General features: G+C 68.9%; 16 protein-coding genes and 1 riboswitch. Of the genes, 11 read left to right on the forward strand and 5 right to left on the reverse strand.

Annotation, left to right across the window (positions count from 1 at the left end; genetic code table 11):
- The first annotated feature begins 104 nt into the window (after positions 1 to 104).
- Complete coding sequence (locus ACQ5SP_RS01020) at positions 105 to 497, forward strand: VOC family protein (protein WP_430935515.1); 393 nt, start codon at positions 105 to 107, stop codon at positions 495 to 497.
- Here the strand turns inward: ACQ5SP_RS01020 and ACQ5SP_RS01025 are convergent.
- From ACQ5SP_RS01025 to fabA, 4 genes are read right to left on the reverse strand one after another with little or no spacing between them, the layout of a single operon-like run.
- Positions 483 to 1,022 (reverse strand): AAA family ATPase, encoded by a 540-nt coding sequence (locus ACQ5SP_RS01025; RefSeq protein WP_430935517.1) that lies wholly within the window; start codon positions 1,020 to 1,022, stop codon positions 483 to 485. The genes ACQ5SP_RS01020 and ACQ5SP_RS01025 overlap by 15 nt on opposite strands.
- A 4-nt stretch (positions 1,023 to 1,026) precedes the next feature.
- Entirely contained in the window at positions 1,027 to 1,815 is a 789-nt protein-coding gene (locus tag ACQ5SP_RS01030) for an enoyl-ACP reductase FabI (RefSeq protein WP_430935519.1), read from the reverse strand.
- 5 nt (positions 1,816 to 1,820) lie between these two features.
- Positions 1,821 to 3,044, reverse strand: a complete 1,224-nt coding sequence (fabB, locus tag ACQ5SP_RS01035) for a beta-ketoacyl-ACP synthase I (protein WP_430935521.1) — start codon at positions 3,042 to 3,044, stop codon at positions 1,821 to 1,823.
- A gap of 34 nt (positions 3,045 to 3,078) precedes the next feature.
- Positions 3,079 to 3,585 (reverse strand): bifunctional 3-hydroxydecanoyl-ACP dehydratase/trans-2-decenoyl-ACP isomerase, encoded by a 507-nt coding sequence (gene fabA / locus ACQ5SP_RS01040; protein ID WP_430935523.1) that lies wholly within the window; start codon positions 3,583 to 3,585, stop codon positions 3,079 to 3,081.
- 175 nt (positions 3,586 to 3,760) lie between these two features.
- Here fabA and irrA point away from each other — a divergent pair, with 175 nt between their 5' ends.
- Positions 3,761 to 4,177: an iron response transcriptional regulator IrrA gene (gene irrA / locus ACQ5SP_RS01045; RefSeq protein ID WP_430935525.1), complete on the forward strand. Its 417-nt coding sequence runs from the start codon at positions 3,761 to 3,763 to the stop codon at positions 4,175 to 4,177.
- 6 nt (positions 4,178 to 4,183) lie between these two features.
- On the opposite strand, the gene ACQ5SP_RS01050 is transcribed toward irrA, so the two are convergent.
- Positions 4,184 to 5,047 (reverse strand): hypothetical protein, encoded by an 864-nt coding sequence (locus ACQ5SP_RS01050; protein WP_430935527.1) that lies wholly within the window; start codon positions 5,045 to 5,047, stop codon positions 4,184 to 4,186.
- Between the two features lie 164 nt (positions 5,048 to 5,211).
- Between ACQ5SP_RS01050 and miaB the strand changes: the two genes are divergently transcribed.
- From miaB to cmk, 9 genes are all read left to right on the forward strand, one after another.
- Positions 5,212 to 6,537, forward strand: coding sequence for a tRNA (N6-isopentenyl adenosine(37)-C2)-methylthiotransferase MiaB (gene miaB / locus ACQ5SP_RS01055; RefSeq protein WP_430935529.1), 1,326 nt, complete (start codon positions 5,212 to 5,214; stop codon positions 6,535 to 6,537).
- A 124-nt stretch (positions 6,538 to 6,661) separates the two neighbouring features.
- A complete protein-coding gene (locus ACQ5SP_RS01060; protein WP_430935531.1) occupies positions 6,662 to 7,681 on the forward strand; it encodes a PhoH family protein in 1,020 nt (339 codons plus the stop codon).
- On the forward strand, positions 7,653 to 8,177 hold the full coding sequence (gene ybeY, locus ACQ5SP_RS01065; RefSeq protein ID WP_430935533.1) for an rRNA maturation RNase YbeY: 525 nt from the start codon (positions 7,653 to 7,655) through the stop codon (positions 8,175 to 8,177). The genes ACQ5SP_RS01060 and ybeY overlap by 29 nt, the downstream gene beginning before the upstream one ends.
- Before the next feature lie 40 nt (positions 8,178 to 8,217).
- Positions 8,218 to 9,105, forward strand: coding sequence for a transporter associated domain-containing protein (locus tag ACQ5SP_RS01070; protein WP_430935535.1), 888 nt, complete (start codon positions 8,218 to 8,220; stop codon positions 9,103 to 9,105).
- A gap of 2 nt (positions 9,106 to 9,107) precedes the next feature.
- Entirely contained in the window at positions 9,108 to 10,640 is a 1,533-nt protein-coding gene (lnt, locus tag ACQ5SP_RS01075; RefSeq protein WP_430935537.1) for an apolipoprotein N-acyltransferase, read from the forward strand.
- Between the two features lie 34 nt (positions 10,641 to 10,674).
- Positions 10,675 to 10,722, forward strand: a riboswitch (SAM-SAH riboswitch).
- Between the two features lie 6 nt (positions 10,723 to 10,728).
- A complete protein-coding gene (gene metK, locus ACQ5SP_RS01080; protein WP_430935539.1) occupies positions 10,729 to 11,880 on the forward strand; it encodes a methionine adenosyltransferase in 1,152 nt (383 codons plus the stop codon).
- A gap of 79 nt (positions 11,881 to 11,959) precedes the next feature.
- The gene (trmB, locus tag ACQ5SP_RS01085; protein WP_430935541.1) at positions 11,960 to 12,670 is read left to right on the forward strand and encodes a tRNA (guanine(46)-N(7))-methyltransferase TrmB; all 711 of its coding nucleotides are present in this window, start codon (positions 11,960 to 11,962) and stop codon (positions 12,668 to 12,670) included.
- A gap of 76 nt (positions 12,671 to 12,746) precedes the next feature.
- The gene (gene aroA / locus ACQ5SP_RS01090) at positions 12,747 to 14,096 is read left to right on the forward strand and encodes a 3-phosphoshikimate 1-carboxyvinyltransferase (RefSeq protein ID WP_430935543.1); all 1,350 of its coding nucleotides are present in this window, start codon (positions 12,747 to 12,749) and stop codon (positions 14,094 to 14,096) included.
- Entirely contained in the window at positions 14,093 to 14,737 is a 645-nt protein-coding gene (gene cmk, locus ACQ5SP_RS01095) for a (d)CMP kinase (RefSeq protein WP_430935545.1), read from the forward strand. The genes aroA and cmk overlap by 4 nt, the downstream gene beginning before the upstream one ends.
- Positions 14,738 to 14,793 lie beyond the last annotated feature (56 nt).

A 14,793-nucleotide genomic window follows, 5' to 3' on the forward strand; every position in this document is an offset into this window, starting at 1 on the left:
GCGACGGCCCGGGCCGGTGGGCCCGGGCCCCCGATTTCGCGCGCCAACGCCGCCGGAATCATGTATCCTCGTGGCTCTGAGTACGAGTTCGAGGAGCGTTTTCCATGTCAGAACAACACGGGGCCATCTGGTGGTCCGAACTGATGACCCGCGATCCCGCGGCGGCGATGGCCTATTACGGGCAAGTCTGCGGCTGGAGCTGGGACGAGATGCCGATGCCCGGCGGAACCTATTTGGTCGCCATGCGCGACGGTCAGCCCGTGGCGGGCGTCATGGACATGACCGGGCTGGAGGAACTCGAAGGCGTTCCCGCCCACTGGTTCACCTATATCGCGGTCGATGATCTCGATGCCGCGATCGCCGACACCGTCGCCGCGGGCGGCGCGCTGGCGCGCGAACCCTTCGAGATGGCGGATGTGGGCCGTATCGCGATCCTTTCCGATCCGACCGGTGCGATGGTCGGGCTGATGACCCCGGCCGGGTCAGAGATCGGCTGACCCTGCCGCGGTCTTGCGGGCCAGCGCCTCCGCCAGCGCGGCGGCGGCCCCGTCGGGGGTAAGCCGGGCGGTGTCGAGCGTCAGGTCGGCCTCGGGCCAGGCTTCGTAATGGCGTGCCTGTATCGCCTGCCAGTCAGGCAGCGCGAGCCCGGGTACGCCCGGCTCGCGGGAGTCTGCCCGGTGACGGTGCTGCTCGCGGTCGCTGCAGACGATCTCGGCTTCGAGCGTAGGCACGCCGGCACGGCGGGCGACGTCGCGCCAGCCCTGCCGCGTCAGGGCAAGCGCGTTCACGCTGTCGGCCACGACCACGCGGCCCAGCGCCAGGTTATCCGCCGCGATCCCGTGTGCCACGACGTACCCCGCCGGGCCCATCTCCGTGCCGGCCAGCCCGGCATCGCGGATGCCCTGTTCGATGGTGTCGATCCGCAGGTGAACCGCCCCGGCGGCCCGGGCGAAATGCCGGGCCACGGTCGACTTCCCCGTGGCCGGCAGCCCGCCCAGCACGACGAGGGCCGCACCGGACATGGGCTCAGAGGTTCTCGATCTGCGGCATGCCGAGAACGTGGTAGCCGCCATCCACCTTGACGATCTCGCCGGTGGTGCAGGCGCCGTAATCCGAGGCCAGGTAGACGGCGGTGCCGCCCACCGCCTCGAGCGTGGCGTTCGCGCGCAGGGGCGCGTTGATCTCGGTGGTCTTGAAGGTCTTGCGCGCGCCGCCGATGGCCGCCCCGGCGAGGGTGCGCATCGGGCCGGGGCTGATCGCGTTGACGCGGATCTGCTCGGGGCCGAGATCGTTGGCGAGGTAGCGGACCGCGGATTCCAGCGCCGCCTTGGCCACGCCCATGACGTTGTAATAGGGCGTCACGCGGTTGGATCCCTGGTAGGTCAGGGTCAGGATCGCGCCGCCGTTCGTCATCAGCGGCCGGGCCCGGCGCGCAACGTCGATCAGCGAGTAGCAGGATATGGTCAGCGAGTCGCGGAAGTTCTCGCGGGTCGTGTTGATGAAGCGCCCGGTGAGTTCGGTCTTGTCCGAATAGGCGATGGCATGGACGATGAAATCGAGGCTGCCCCACTCGCCGGCGAGGGTTTCGAAAGCCCGGTCCATGGACTCGTCGTTCATGACGTCGGCGTCCATGATGAAGTTCGACCCGAGCGACTGCGCAAGCGGTAGGACCCGCTTGCCGAAGTTTTCCCCCTGGTAGGTGAAGGCAAGCTCCGCGCCTTCGGCCGCCATGGCCTTGGCAATGCCCCAGGCGATGGACTTCTCGTTCGCGACGCCCATCACCAGGCCGCGCTTGCCCTTCATCAACTCCGCCATTCCGCTCATCCGTGATACTTGCTGAAGACCAGCGTTGCGTTGGTGCCGCCGAACCCGAAGCTGTTGGACAGCACCGTGTCGAGTTCCGCCTCGCGCAACTCGGTCACGATCTCCTCGGGTTTCAGCGCCGGGTCGAGCTCCGTCACGTTCGCGGAGGCGGCGATGAACCCGCCATGCATCATCAGGAGCGAATAGATCGCCTCGTGCACGCCGGTGGCGCCGAGGCTGTGGCCGGTCAGCGACTTGGTCGAGGCGATGGGGGGCACGTTGTCCGCGCCGAAAACGTTGCGCACGCCCTCGACTTCGGTCACGTCGCCCGCGGGCGTCGATGTGCCGTGGGCATTGATGTAATCGACCTTGCGGTCGCCGATCGTCGAGAGCGCCAGCTTCATCGACCGTTCGCCGCCTTCGCCCGACGGTGCCACCATGTCGTAGCCGTCGGAGGTGGCGCCGTAGCCCGTCACCTCGCCGTAGATCTTGGCCCCGCGCGCCTTGGCGTGCTCAAGTTCCTCGAGGACCAGGACACCGCCGCCGCCGGCGATCACGAAGCCGTCGCGGGTGGCGTCGAAGGGGCGCGAGGCCGTGGTCGGCGTGTCATTGTACTTGGAGCTCATCGCCCCCATCGCGTCGAAGAGGCAGCTGAGCGTCCAGTCCACTTCCTCGCCGCCGCCGGCGAAGACGATGTCCTGCTTGCCGAGCTGGATCTGTTCCACCCCGTTGCCGATGCAGTGCGCGCTGGTCGAGCAGGCCGAGGTGATCGAGTAGTTCACGCCCTTGATCTTGAAGGGGGTGGCGAGGCAGGCCGAATTGGTCGAAGACATGCAGCGGGTCACCATGAACGGTCCCATCCGCTTGGGCGCGCCCTTTTCCAGTACGGTCATGTGTGCGGTCAGGAAGTTCGAGGTCGACGGCCCGCCGGACCCGACGATCAGCCCCGTGCGTTCGTTCGACACGTCCGACTCCTCGAGCCCGCTGTCCTCGATCGCCTGCTGCATGGCGATGTAGTTGTAGGCCGCCCCCGGACCCATGAAGCGCAGCTGGCGCTTGTCGATGTGGTCCTCGAGCACGATGTCGGGCTTGGCGTGGACCTGGCTGCGGAAGCCCTTTTCGGCGTAATCCTCGGCGAAGGTGATGCCGGAGCGGCCTTCGCGCAGGGATTTCGTGACGTCTTCCTGGCTGTTGCCGATCGGGGAAACGATACCCAGTCCGGTTACGACGACGCGGCGCATGCGTGGCCTCCTTTTCCGGCGGTGCCGGGGTCTATCAATCCGTGAACAGACCGACTTTCATGTCGGTCGTGGTGTAGATTTCCTCGCCATCCGCCAGCATCCGGCCATTGGCGAGGCCAAGCTTGAGCTTGCGGTCGATGACGCGTGTGAAATCGACGTAATAGGTAACCTTGCTCGTCTCGGGCGTCACCATGCCGGTGAACTTGACCTCGCCCACGCCGAGCGCGCGGCCGCGGCCGGTCATGCCGCGCCAGCCCAGGTTGAACCCCGTCAGCTGCCAGAGCGCGTCCAGCCCCAGGCAGCCGGGCATGACCGGGTCGCCCGGGAAATGGCAGGCGAAGAACCAGAGATCGGGGTGAATGTCGAGTTCCGCCACCACGTGGCCCTTGCCGTGTTCGCCGCCATCGGCCGAGATGTCCGTCACCCGGTCCATCATCAGCATCGGCGGTTCCGGCAGTTGCGGATTGCCCGGACCGAACAGCTCGCCGCGCGCGCACCGGAGCAGTCCGTCCTTGTCGAAATGGGTTGGGTAATCCGGCATTCAGGCTCGCCCCCGTGGTTTTTGCGGTATGATCCGCTTCCTCCTATCACCCCGCTCGGAGAATAGGCAATAGCCACACCGGCCGCCGCGGGCGGCCGTGCCGCACCCGATTCCGTTTGAAAACAGGGCCCGAAGGCTCCATATTCAGCAGAGACGAAAAGGACAGAACCGCCGCATGAAACCGGAGACCCTCGAAAAAGGCGCCGAATGGCTGCGCAGCGCGGGGCTGCGCCCGACGCGCCAACGCATGTCGCTGGCCGCCCTGCTCGTGGGCGACGGCCAGAACCGGCACGTCACCGCCGAGAGCCTCTACGACGCGTCGCGGTCGGCGGGCGAGGGCGTTTCCCTGGCCACGGTCTACAATACCCTGCGGGCGTTCTGCGACGCGGGCCTCATCAAGGAGGTCACCGTGGACGGCAACAAATCCTATTTCGACACCCGGATCGACGATCACCCGCATTTCTTCTGGGAAGACACCGGCGCGCTGACCGATGCCCCCCAGGACGAATTGCGGATCGACAGCCTTCCGCGGGCCCCCGAGGGGACGGAAATCGCCAAGGTCGACGTCGTGATCCGGCTGCGCCGCAGCTGAGCCGGCTCAGAACCACTGGCCAGGTTCCATCAGGCCCAGATCCATGAGTTGCTGCGCGCGCCACTCGAACCGCACAGAGTGATCCCACGTGAAACGCCCGATCTCGAAGCGTGAGCCGGGGTTCGCGCGCAGCGCCTTGGCGCTGCGGAACGAACAGATCGCGGCGGTCACGTTGTTGTGCCAGGGGCAGGCATAGGTGTTGTATTCCTGGATGTTGAAACGGTGATCGTCGCCAAGCCGCAGGCCGGGCGCGGCGCGGAAAAGCCCGACCCGGTCGATCCGGCGCCGCGCCGGCGGCACGTGTTCCTCGAAGCGGAACTTCAGGCCGCCGTAGAAGTCCAGCTGCCGCTCGTGGGGATGGCCGGTCGCGGTCCGGCGGGGCAGCGCGAAATAGCCGGCACGGTCCATATGGGCATCCTCCGGCGCGACGCCGTCCGGATGGGCGGCGAGATCCCCGGCGTAGAGATCGACCACGAATGTCAGCACCGACGCGCGCCGTTCCGTCTCGACGAAGGTCACGAGATCCCGAATCGAGCGGGATTCGCAAAACGGGAAGAACAGGAATTCCGCGTTGAAGCAGTAATGGATCCAGCGCCCCGGCGTCGCGGCCGTCACCGCGTCGACCGCCGCCGCGACGGCGCCCGGAACCGTGGCGTCATAGCGGATCCGGTCGACATGGGCGGCATGGGCCGGGTTGAGCGCGTGGTGCGGCGCGCCGAGCACGGCGATCCGCGCAAAGCCGAGGCGGCGCAGATGCTGCACCGTCGCGCCGGCGGCACGCCCGTCTTCCAGGAACACGAGCGCCAGCGGCGCGTCGCGGCGCTCACGCGCCGCGCGGTCGAGGAAGGCGTCGATATCGTTGAAAACCATCGGGCGGACCTTGCCGCGGCAGGGATAACACACCATTACCGGATAGGGGTCCCCGTCCTGCGCGAGCAATCGCCGGATCGGGGGGAATCGGCCCGGCGGGGCGTTGCGGGTCCAGTCCGCATCGTGTAGACCGCCGGCCTTGAACGCGCGACAGGATACCGACGATGGCCGAGCCGAAGAAACTCTTCATCAAGACCTATGGCTGTCAGATGAACGTCTATGACAGCGAGCGGATGGCCGAGGCGCTGGGCGCTTCGGGCTACGCGACCACGGATCGCGCCGACGATGCGGACATGATCCTGCTGAACACCTGTCATATCCGCGAGAAGGCCGCCGAGAAGGTCTATTCCGAGCTGGGGCGCTTCAAGGGGCTGAAGGCCGAGAAGCCGGATCTCAAGATCGGCGTTGCCGGCTGCGTGGCCCAGGCAGAGGGCGAGGAGATCATGCGGCGCCAGCCGCTGGTCGACCTTGTCGTCGGCCCGCAAAGCTATCACCGCCTGCCCGCGATGGAGGCGAAGGCCCGCGCCGGCGAGAAGGCGCTCGACACCGACTTCCCCGAGGAAGACAAGTTCGAGATCCTCAAGGATCGTCCCAAGGCCAGGCGCGGCCCCACCGCCTTCCTGACGGTGCAGGAGGGCTGCGACAAGTTCTGCGCGTTCTGCGTCGTGCCCTATACCCGCGGCGCCGAGGTCAGCCGGCCGGTGGACCGCATCCTGCGCGAGGCCCGCGACCTGGTCGCGCGCGGCGTGCGCGAGATCACGCTGCTGGGCCAGAACGTCAACGCCTATCACGGCGAGGGGCCGGACGGGCGCGACTGGTCGCTGGCGCGGCTGATCCGGACACTGGCGGAGATCGACGGGCTGGAGCGCATCCGCTTCACCACCTCGCATCCCAACGACATGGAGGACGACCTGATCGCCGCCCATGGCGACTGCGACAAGCTGATGCCCTACCTGCATCTGCCGGTGCAGTCGGGCTCGGACCGCGTTCTCAAGGCGATGAACCGCAAGCATACCGCCGAGAGCTATATCCGCCTGATCGAACGCATCCGCGCCGCGCGGCCGGACCTGCTGCTCTCGGGCGATTTCATCGTCGGCTTCCCCGGCGAGACGGAGGCGGATTTCCGCGACACCCTCGCCCTGGTCGAGACCGTCGGCTACGGGCAGGCGTTCTCGTTCAAGTATTCCGCGCGCCCGGGCACGCCCGCGGCAGAGCAGGAGGAGGTCCCGGAGGATCGGAAATCCGAGCGGCTCCAGCGGCTGCAGGCGCTTCTGAACGAGCAGGCGCGCGCCGCGCAGGAGTCGATGGTGGGCCGGACGCTCGACGTGCTGTTCGAGAAGCCCGGCAGGCTCGAGGGTCAACTCGTGGGCAAGTCGGGTTACCTGCACGCCGTCCATGCCCAGGCTGCGCCGGAGATGATCGGCCGCATCGCCCCTGTCCGCATCCTGCGCGCCGAACCGCATTCGCTGGCCGGCGAACTCGCGCTCTGAGCCGGCCCGCGCCCGCCCCGCCGCCCGGCTCTGTGTCGGCAAGATGAAGTTTGCCCATGCCTCTTGATTGGATGTCCCGGAGTTGGCACCTTGAAAGAGCAGAAACTCTGGAACGGAGCCGTTCTTGGCGACAAGCGCCCTGACCCCCCCGCAGATCCCCGAAGACGTCCGCGAGACGGCTCTGGAATTTCCTGACAACCGATTGCTGATCGATCTCTGCGGAGAATTCGACCGGAACCTTGCCCAGATCGAGGATCGGCTCGAGGTGCAGATCCTGCGCCGCGGCAACCAGCTGGGGGTGCTCGGCGACGAGGAGGCCCGCGGCCAGGCGGTCGACGTGCTGCAGGCGCTCTACCACCGGCTCGAACAGGGGCGGCCCGTGGATCCGGCCGATATCGACGCGGCGATCCGCTTCGGTGACAGCTACGCGGAGACCGGCAGCCGCGACGGCGACCAGCTGGAGATGTTCCAGGGCGGCAAGGTCGAGGTGAAGACCCGCAAGAAGGTCATCGAGCCGCGCACCCAGACCCAGAAGGCCTATGTCGAGTCGCTCTTCTCGCACGAGCTGTGCTTCGGTATCGGGCCGGCGGGGACCGGCAAGACCTACCTCGCCGTGGCGGTCGCGGTGTCGATGTTCATCGATGGCCACGTGGACCGGATCATCCTGTCGCGCCCCGCGGTCGAGGCCGGCGAGCGGCTGGGCTTCCTGCCCGGCGACATGAAGGAGAAGGTCGATCCCTACATGCAGCCGCTCTACGATGCGCTGAACGACTTCATCCCCGGCAAGCAACTGGCCAAGCTGATGGAGGAGAAGCGCATCGAGATCGCGCCGCTGGCCTTCATGCGCGGCCGGACGCTGTCCAATGCCTTCGTGGTGCTGGACGAGGCCCAGAACGCCACCGCGATGCAGATGAAGATGTTCCTGACGCGCCTGGGCGAGGGGTCGCGCATGGCGATCACCGGCGACCGCAGCCAGGTGGACCTGCCGCGCGGCATGTCCTCGGGGCTGGCCGAGGCCGAGCGCATCCTGCGCGCGGTCGACGGCATTTCCTTCACCTATTTCTCGTCCCGCGACGTGGTGCGCCACCCGATGGTGGCCAAGATCATCGACGCCTATGACCGGGATCTCGGCGGCGATGGATGATCTCGTCGACGCGGTTGTCGAGGATGACCGCTGGACGGCCACGGATCTCGAGGCGCTCGCCGCGCAGGCCTGCGCCGCGGCCCTGCGAGAATGCGGATACGATCCGGCCGGCTTCGAGATCGGGCTGCTGGCCTGCGACGATGGCCGCATCGCGGCCCTGAACGCCGATTTCCGGGACAGGGCGCGCCCGACAAACGTGCTGTCCTGGCCGGCGCAGCACCTGGTCGCGGACGCGCCGGGCGCGGTGCCGCCGGGTCCTGCCGCCGACCCGTTCGACGCGCGCACGCATCTCGGGGATATCGCGATCGCCTATGACACCGTCGCCCGCGAAGCCGCGGCGCAGGGCAAGGCGGTCGCGGATCATTGCCGGCATCTCCTTGTGCATGGAACCCTTCATTTGTTGGGCTATGATCACATATCTGAAAAAGATGCCCTCCTGATGGAGGGGGTGGAACGCCGCGCCCTTGCAACGCTCGGGGTGGCGGACCCATATTGAACGGGCCCGACGCGTTCGGGTTTTTGTGTTGGAAAGAGAGATGGGCGAGACGACCGACGGATCCTCTAGCGCGGCGCAGGGCGCGCAGGATACGGAAGAAAACAAGGAAAAGGGCCTTTTCGAAAGGCTTTTCGGTGCATTCGGCGGCGAGGACGAAGACGCCGCGGACGGCCATGACCATCACGACGAGCTCGGGAACCTGCAGGTGCCGCGCGGCGGCATGGGCAATCTCCGACAGATGCGGGTCGAGGACGTGGCGCTGCCGCGCGCCGAGATCGTGTCGGTGCCGCAGGACATCGGCCTGCCGGAACTGGTCGAGGTCTTCCGCGAAAGCGGCCTGACCCGGCTGCCGGTCTATGACGGCACGCTCGACACGCCGGTGGGGCTCATCCACCTCAAGGACCTGGCGCTGCGCCACGGCTTCAACGGCAAGGGCGGCGGCAATTTCGATCTCAAGACCATGGTGCGCCCGCTCCTGTTCGCGCCGCCCTCGATGCCGATCGGGGTGCTGCTGCAGAAAATGCAGAGCGACCGGCGCCACATGGCGCTGGTGATCGACGAATACGGCGGCGTGGACGGGCTGGTGACGATCGAGGATCTGATCGAGCAGGTCATCGGCGAGATCAGCGACGAACACGACATCGACGAGGACAAGTTCTGGCTTCTCGAGAAGCCCGGCGTCTATCTTGCGCAATCGCGCACTCCGCTCGACGAGTTCGAGGCCGAAACCGGCCTCAAGCTGGTCGATGAGGACGACGAGGAAGAGATCGACACGCTGGGCGGGCTCGTCTTCGTGCTGACGGGCCGCGTGCCGGGCCGGGGCGAGGTGATCCGCCATCCCGCCGGCGCGGAGTTCGAGATCGTCGACGCCGATGCCCGCCGGATCAAGCGGGTGCGCGTGCGGCTCAACCCCCATCCCGCGGAATAAGCGTGGGCGCAGGCGGCGCCTCCGCCGTGCCGCGGCGCGCGCTCTCGCCGCGCCGCGCGCTGGCACTTGCGGCGCTGGCCGGGCTGGCCGGCGCGGCGGGGCATGTGCCGGTGGCGCTGCCGGTCCTGGCCCTGCCGGGCCTTGCGCTGACGATCTGGCTCGTGGCCACGGCGCCGGACGCCCGGGCCGCGCTCTGGCGCGGGTGGGCGGCGGGCTGCGCCTATTTCGCCGGCACGCTGTTCTGGATCGTCGAGCCTTTCATGGTGGACCTGGCGCGCCATGGCTGGATGGCGCCCTTCGCGCTGGTCGGCATGGCGGGGGGCATGGCGATGTTCTGGGGCGCCGCCGCCTGGATCGCGCACCGCCTTGGCACCGGACAGGCCAGCCGCGCGCTGGCGATGGCGCTGACCCTGACGCTGGCGGGGATCCTTCGGGCCTATGTGCTGACGGGCTTTCCCTGGGCCCTGCCGGCCTATGTCTGGACCGAGACCCCGGTGATCCAGCTGACCGCCTATGCCGGCGTTCACGGGGTTGGCCTGGTGACGCTGCTGGCCGTGGCCCTGCCGGCGGCCGCCGGTTGGTCGCGACGGGGCGGCGCGGCAGCCGGGCTCGCCCTGGCGGTTCTGGGGGCGGCCTGGGCCGCGGGGACGGTGCGGCTGGCGGAGCGCGCGCCGGCGACGCAGACCCAGGTGCGGCTCGTGCAGCCCAATGCCGCGCAGCATCTCAAGTGGCGTCGCGACATGATCCCGGTCTTCTTCGACCGCGCGCTCGACCTGACCGCCGCCCCGTCGGACACGCCCCCGGACGTGGTCATCTGGCCCGAAACCGCGATGCCGTGGCTGCTGAACGGCGCGGAACCGGCAATCGAAGAGATGCGCGCGGCGGCCGGGGCTGCGCCGGCCCTGATCTTCGGGGCGCAACGCCGAAGCGATGCGGGGTATCACAACAGCCTCGCCGTGATCGCCGAGGGCGCCGCGCCCTCGGCGCTCTATGACAAGCATCATCTCGTGCCCTTCGGGGAATACCTGCCCTTCGACTCGCAGCTGGCGAAGCTTGGGCTCTACGGGATCGCCAGCCGGGTCGGCGGGGGATACGTCCCCGGTCCCGGGCCGGAGCTGCTGGAGATCCCCGGGCTGGGCCGGGTGCTGCCGCTCATTTGCTACGAGGCCGTCTTTCCACAGGACGTGTTCGGCGCGCCGGACCGGCCGGACGTGCTCGTGCACATCACCAACGACGCGTGGTTCGGGCGCGTCGCCGGGCCCTATCAGCATCTCGCGCAGTCGCGGGTGCGCGCGATCGAGCAGGGCCTGCCGATGCTGCGCGCGGCCAATACCGGCGTTTCGGCGGTGATCGACGCGCATGGGCGCGTCACCGCCGCGCTGCCGCTCGGCGAGGCGGGCCATCTCGATGCCCGCCTTCCCGGCCGCCTGGCGCCGACGCCTTACAGCCGCTGGCCGGACTGGCCGGTGCTGGCGGTGCTGCTGGCGGGGCTCGCGGGGCTCGGCGCGCGGCGGCGGCGCGCAGTATTGGATTGACGCCCGGCGCCAGGCTCAGTAACCCAGGTCGCATTGCCCGTCACAACGGCTTCCTGGCGTGACGGGACTTTTTAATGGAGCACTTCCCATGCCGCGTCAGAACTACATCTTTACCTCGGAGTCGGTGTCCGAGGGCCACCCGGACAAGGTCTGCGACCGGATCTCCGATGCCGTGCTGGATGCCTTCCTCGCCGAGGATCCGCATTCCCGCGTCGCCTGCGAGGCGTTCGCGACGACCAACCGCGTGGTGATCGGGGGCGAGGTGCGCGGCCCCGGCGAGGTCATCCGCCGGGTCGAGGAGATCGCCCGCGACTGCGTGCGCGATATCGGCTACGAGCAGGAGGGTTTCCACTGGGCCAACCTGCATGTCGACAATTACCTGCACGCGCAATCGGCGCATATCGCGCAGGGCGTCGACAAGGACGGGGCGGGCGACCAGGGCATCATGTTCGGCTATGCCTGCGATGAAACGCCCGAGCTGATGCCGGCGCCGATCCTGTTCTCGCACGCGATCCTCAAACGCCTCGCCGAACTGCGCAAGAGCGGCGCGGAAGACCGGCTCGGCCCCGATGCGAAATCGCAGCTGACCGTGCGCTACGAGAACGGTCGCCCGGTCGGCATCACCTCGGTGGTGCTCTCGACCCAGCACATGGACCCGGCGCTGACCTCTGAACAGGTGCGCGAGATCGTCGAGCCGCATATCCGCGCGACCCTGCCCGAGGGATGGCTCCTGCCCGAGACCGAATGGTGGGTGAACCCGACCGGCGCCTTCGTGATCGGCGGGCCGGACGGCGACGCCGGCCTGACCGGGCGCAAGATCATCGTCGACACCTATGGCGGGGCGGCACCCCATGGCGGCGGCGCCTTTTCCGGCAAGGATCCCACCAAGGTGGACCGCTCGGCGGCCTACGCGGCGCGATACCTGGCCAAGAACGTCGTCGCCTCGGGGATGGCGGCGCGCTGCTCGATCCAGCTGTCCTACGCGATCGGCGTGGCCAAGCCGCTGTCGGTCTACGTGGACACCTACGGCACCGGCGCGCTGGCCGAGGAAAGGATCGAGGCCGCGCTGCGCCAGGTGATGGACCTGACGCCCCGCGGCATCCGCGAGCACCTCGCGCTCAACCGCGCGATCTACCAGCGCACCGCGGCCTATGGCCATTTCGGGCGCAAGCCCGAGGATGACGGTGGCTTCAGCTGGGAAAAGACTGATCTCGTGGCCGAGCTGAAGGCGGCCGTCTGAGGCCGCTGCGCGGCGGAATCATGCCTCCGGCGGGGATATTTCCGCCACTTGGACCCGGGCGAGCGAAATGGGGACGCGCATGAGCGGAGACGGTGCGGCGCGCCGGCCGGTGACCCGGAACTTCTACGGCCGCCGCCACGGCAAGCAGCTAAGGCCGGCGCAGCGCGCCTATCTCGAGGATCTCGAGACCTTCGCGCTGCGCGGGGTCGACTGGGACGCGAACCCCGATCGCAGGCCACTCGACTTGGGCGCGCTCTTCGGGGGGCGCCCGGTCTGGCTGGAGGTCGGTTTCGGCGGCGGCGAGCACATGGTGCACCAGGCCGCCGGGACCCCCGGGGTCGGCATCATCGGCTGCGAGCCCTTCATCAACGGCGTCGCCATGCTGATGGGCAAGATCCGCGCGGCCGGCGTGGAGAACCTGGCGGTGCATCCCGGCGACGTGCGCGATCTCTTCGACGTGCTGCCCGCGGCGAGTCTCGACCGGGTCTTCCTGCTGTATCCCGATCCGTGGCCGAAGAAGAAGCATCACCGGCGCCGGTTCGTGACGCCGGAATACCTCGTGCCGCTGGCCCGCGTGATGAAGCCGGGCGCGGTTCTGCGCGTGGCGACCGATATTCCCGACTACGTGCGCCAGGCATTGGAGCAGGTGCCGCGCCATGGCTTCGACTGGCTTGCAGAACGCCCCGCCGACTGGCGAGAGCCGTGGGACGACTGGATGTCCACGCGTTACGAGCAGAAGGCGCTGCGCGAGGGGCGCGTCCCCCACTACCTGACCTTCCGGCGCCGCTGAGGTCCCGATTGGCGGTGGACCGCCCGCGGCGCTTTCGCTAAGCCTCGCCCGGGACCGAGACTTTTCGAGGGTGCAGATGTCAGCACATGGTGATCCGATTCCGATGACGGCCCGCCGCGCCGGGCCCCTGATGGGGGTGGCCGAGGTGCCGGGCGACAAGTCGATCAGCCACCGGGCGCTGATCCTTGGCGCGCTGTCGGTGGGCGAGACCCGGGTGACCGGCCTGCTGGAAGGGCAGGACGTGCTCGATACCGGCAAGGCGATGCGGGCCTTCGGCGCCGAGGTGACCCGGACGGGCGCGGGCGCCTGGACGGTGCACGGCGTGGGCGTCGGCGGCTTCGCCGAGCCCGCGGACGTGATCGATTGCGGCAATTCCGGCACCGGGGTGCGGCTCATCATGGGGGCGATGGCCACTTCGCCCATCTCCGCCACCTTCACCGGCGATGCGAGCCTGCGGGCGCGGCCGATGAACCGGGTCACCGATCCGCTGCGTCTTTTCGGGGCGGAGGCGCATGGCCGCGCCGGCGGGCGGCTGCCGCTGACGCTGAAAGGCGCGGTCACGCCGGTGCCGGTGCGCTACACCGTGCCGGTCCCGTCCGCGCAGGTGAAATCCGCGGTGCTGCTGGCCGGGCTCAACGCGCCGGGCGAGACCGTGGTCATCGAGACCGAGGCGACACGCGATCATACCGAGCGCATGCTGGCGGGCTTCGGGGCCGGGATCGGGGCCGAGGACACGCCGGAGGGGCGTGTCATCACCCTGACCGGGCAGCCGGAGCTGCAGCCCCAGGAAATCGTTGTGCCCCGCGACCCGTCGAGCGCGGCCTTCCCGGTGGCGGCCGCCCTGATCGTCGAGGGCTCGGACGTTCTGGTGCCGAATATCGGCCTGAACCCGACGCGCGCGGGCCTTTTCACCACGCTTTGCGAGATGGGCGCCGATCTCGTCTTCGAGAACGAGCGGGTCGAGGGCGGCGAGCCCGTGGCCGACCTGCGCGCGCGGTTCTCGGCGCTTGCCGGCATCGAGGTGCCGCCCGGGCGCGCGCCCTCGATGATCGACGAGTACCCGATCCTCGCGGCGGTCGCGGCCTGCGCCGAGGGCAAGACCGTGATGCGCGGCATCGCCGAGCTGCGGGTCAAGGAAAGCGACCGGATCGACGCGATGGCCCGCGGGCTCGAGGCCTGTGGCGTGACCGTCGAGGAGGAAAAGGACACGCTGATCGTGCACGGCATGGGGCCGGGCGGCGTGCCGGGCGGCGCGACCTGCGCAAGCCGGCTCGACCACCGGATCGCGATGTCCTTCCTCTGCCTCGGGCTGGCCGCGCGGAAGCCGGTGACGGTCGATGACGGCGGACCGATCGCCACCAGCTTCCCGGTCTTCGAGCCGCTGATGCAGGGGCTCGGCGCCGATATTGCGCGCGCCGAGGCATGAGGTTCACGGTCGCGATAGACGGCCCGGCCGCGGCCGGCAAGGGCACGATCTCGAGGGCCGTGGCCGCGCGCTTCGGCTTTGCCCATCTGGATACCGGGCTGCTTTACCGCGCGGTCGGGCGCCGCGCGCTCGACGGGGCGGCGGGCGGCGAGATCGACGCCGCGACGGCCATCGCGGCGGCCCGCGCGCTCGATCCGGCGGACCTGAAGCGCGACGACCTGCGCACGCCCGCGGTCGCGCAGGCGGCCAGCGTCGTGGCCGCGATCCCCGAGGTGCGCCAGGCGCTGCTGGACTTCCAGCGCGATTTCGCGGCGCGCGACGGCGGCGCGGTGCTGGACGGGCGTGACATCGGCACCGTGATCTGCCCCGACGCGGAGCTGAAGCTGTTCGTCACGGCGAGCGACGCGGTCCGGGCCGAACGGCGCTACCTGGAACTGGTGGCCGGGGGGCACGACACCACCCGCGCGGCGGTTCTGGAAGACCTCAAGGCACGCGACGCGCGCGATGCCGCGCGGGACGCGGCGCCGTTGCGGCCCGCGCAAGAAGCGGTCTTGCTCGACACGACGGAGTTGTCTATAGAAGCAGCCGTCGAAGAGGCGGTCAACGCCGTTGAAGAACGGATCGAGCAGGGTCGGGGATAATCACCGGCCCTGATTGTTTAGTGGACCACCTGACCTGACCAACCCAAGACCGGCGG

This window comes from Rhodovulum sp. YNF3179, assembly GCF_050586465.1.
In the GTDB taxonomy this organism is placed as follows: domain Bacteria; phylum Pseudomonadota; class Alphaproteobacteria; order Rhodobacterales; family Rhodobacteraceae; genus CAJXYS01.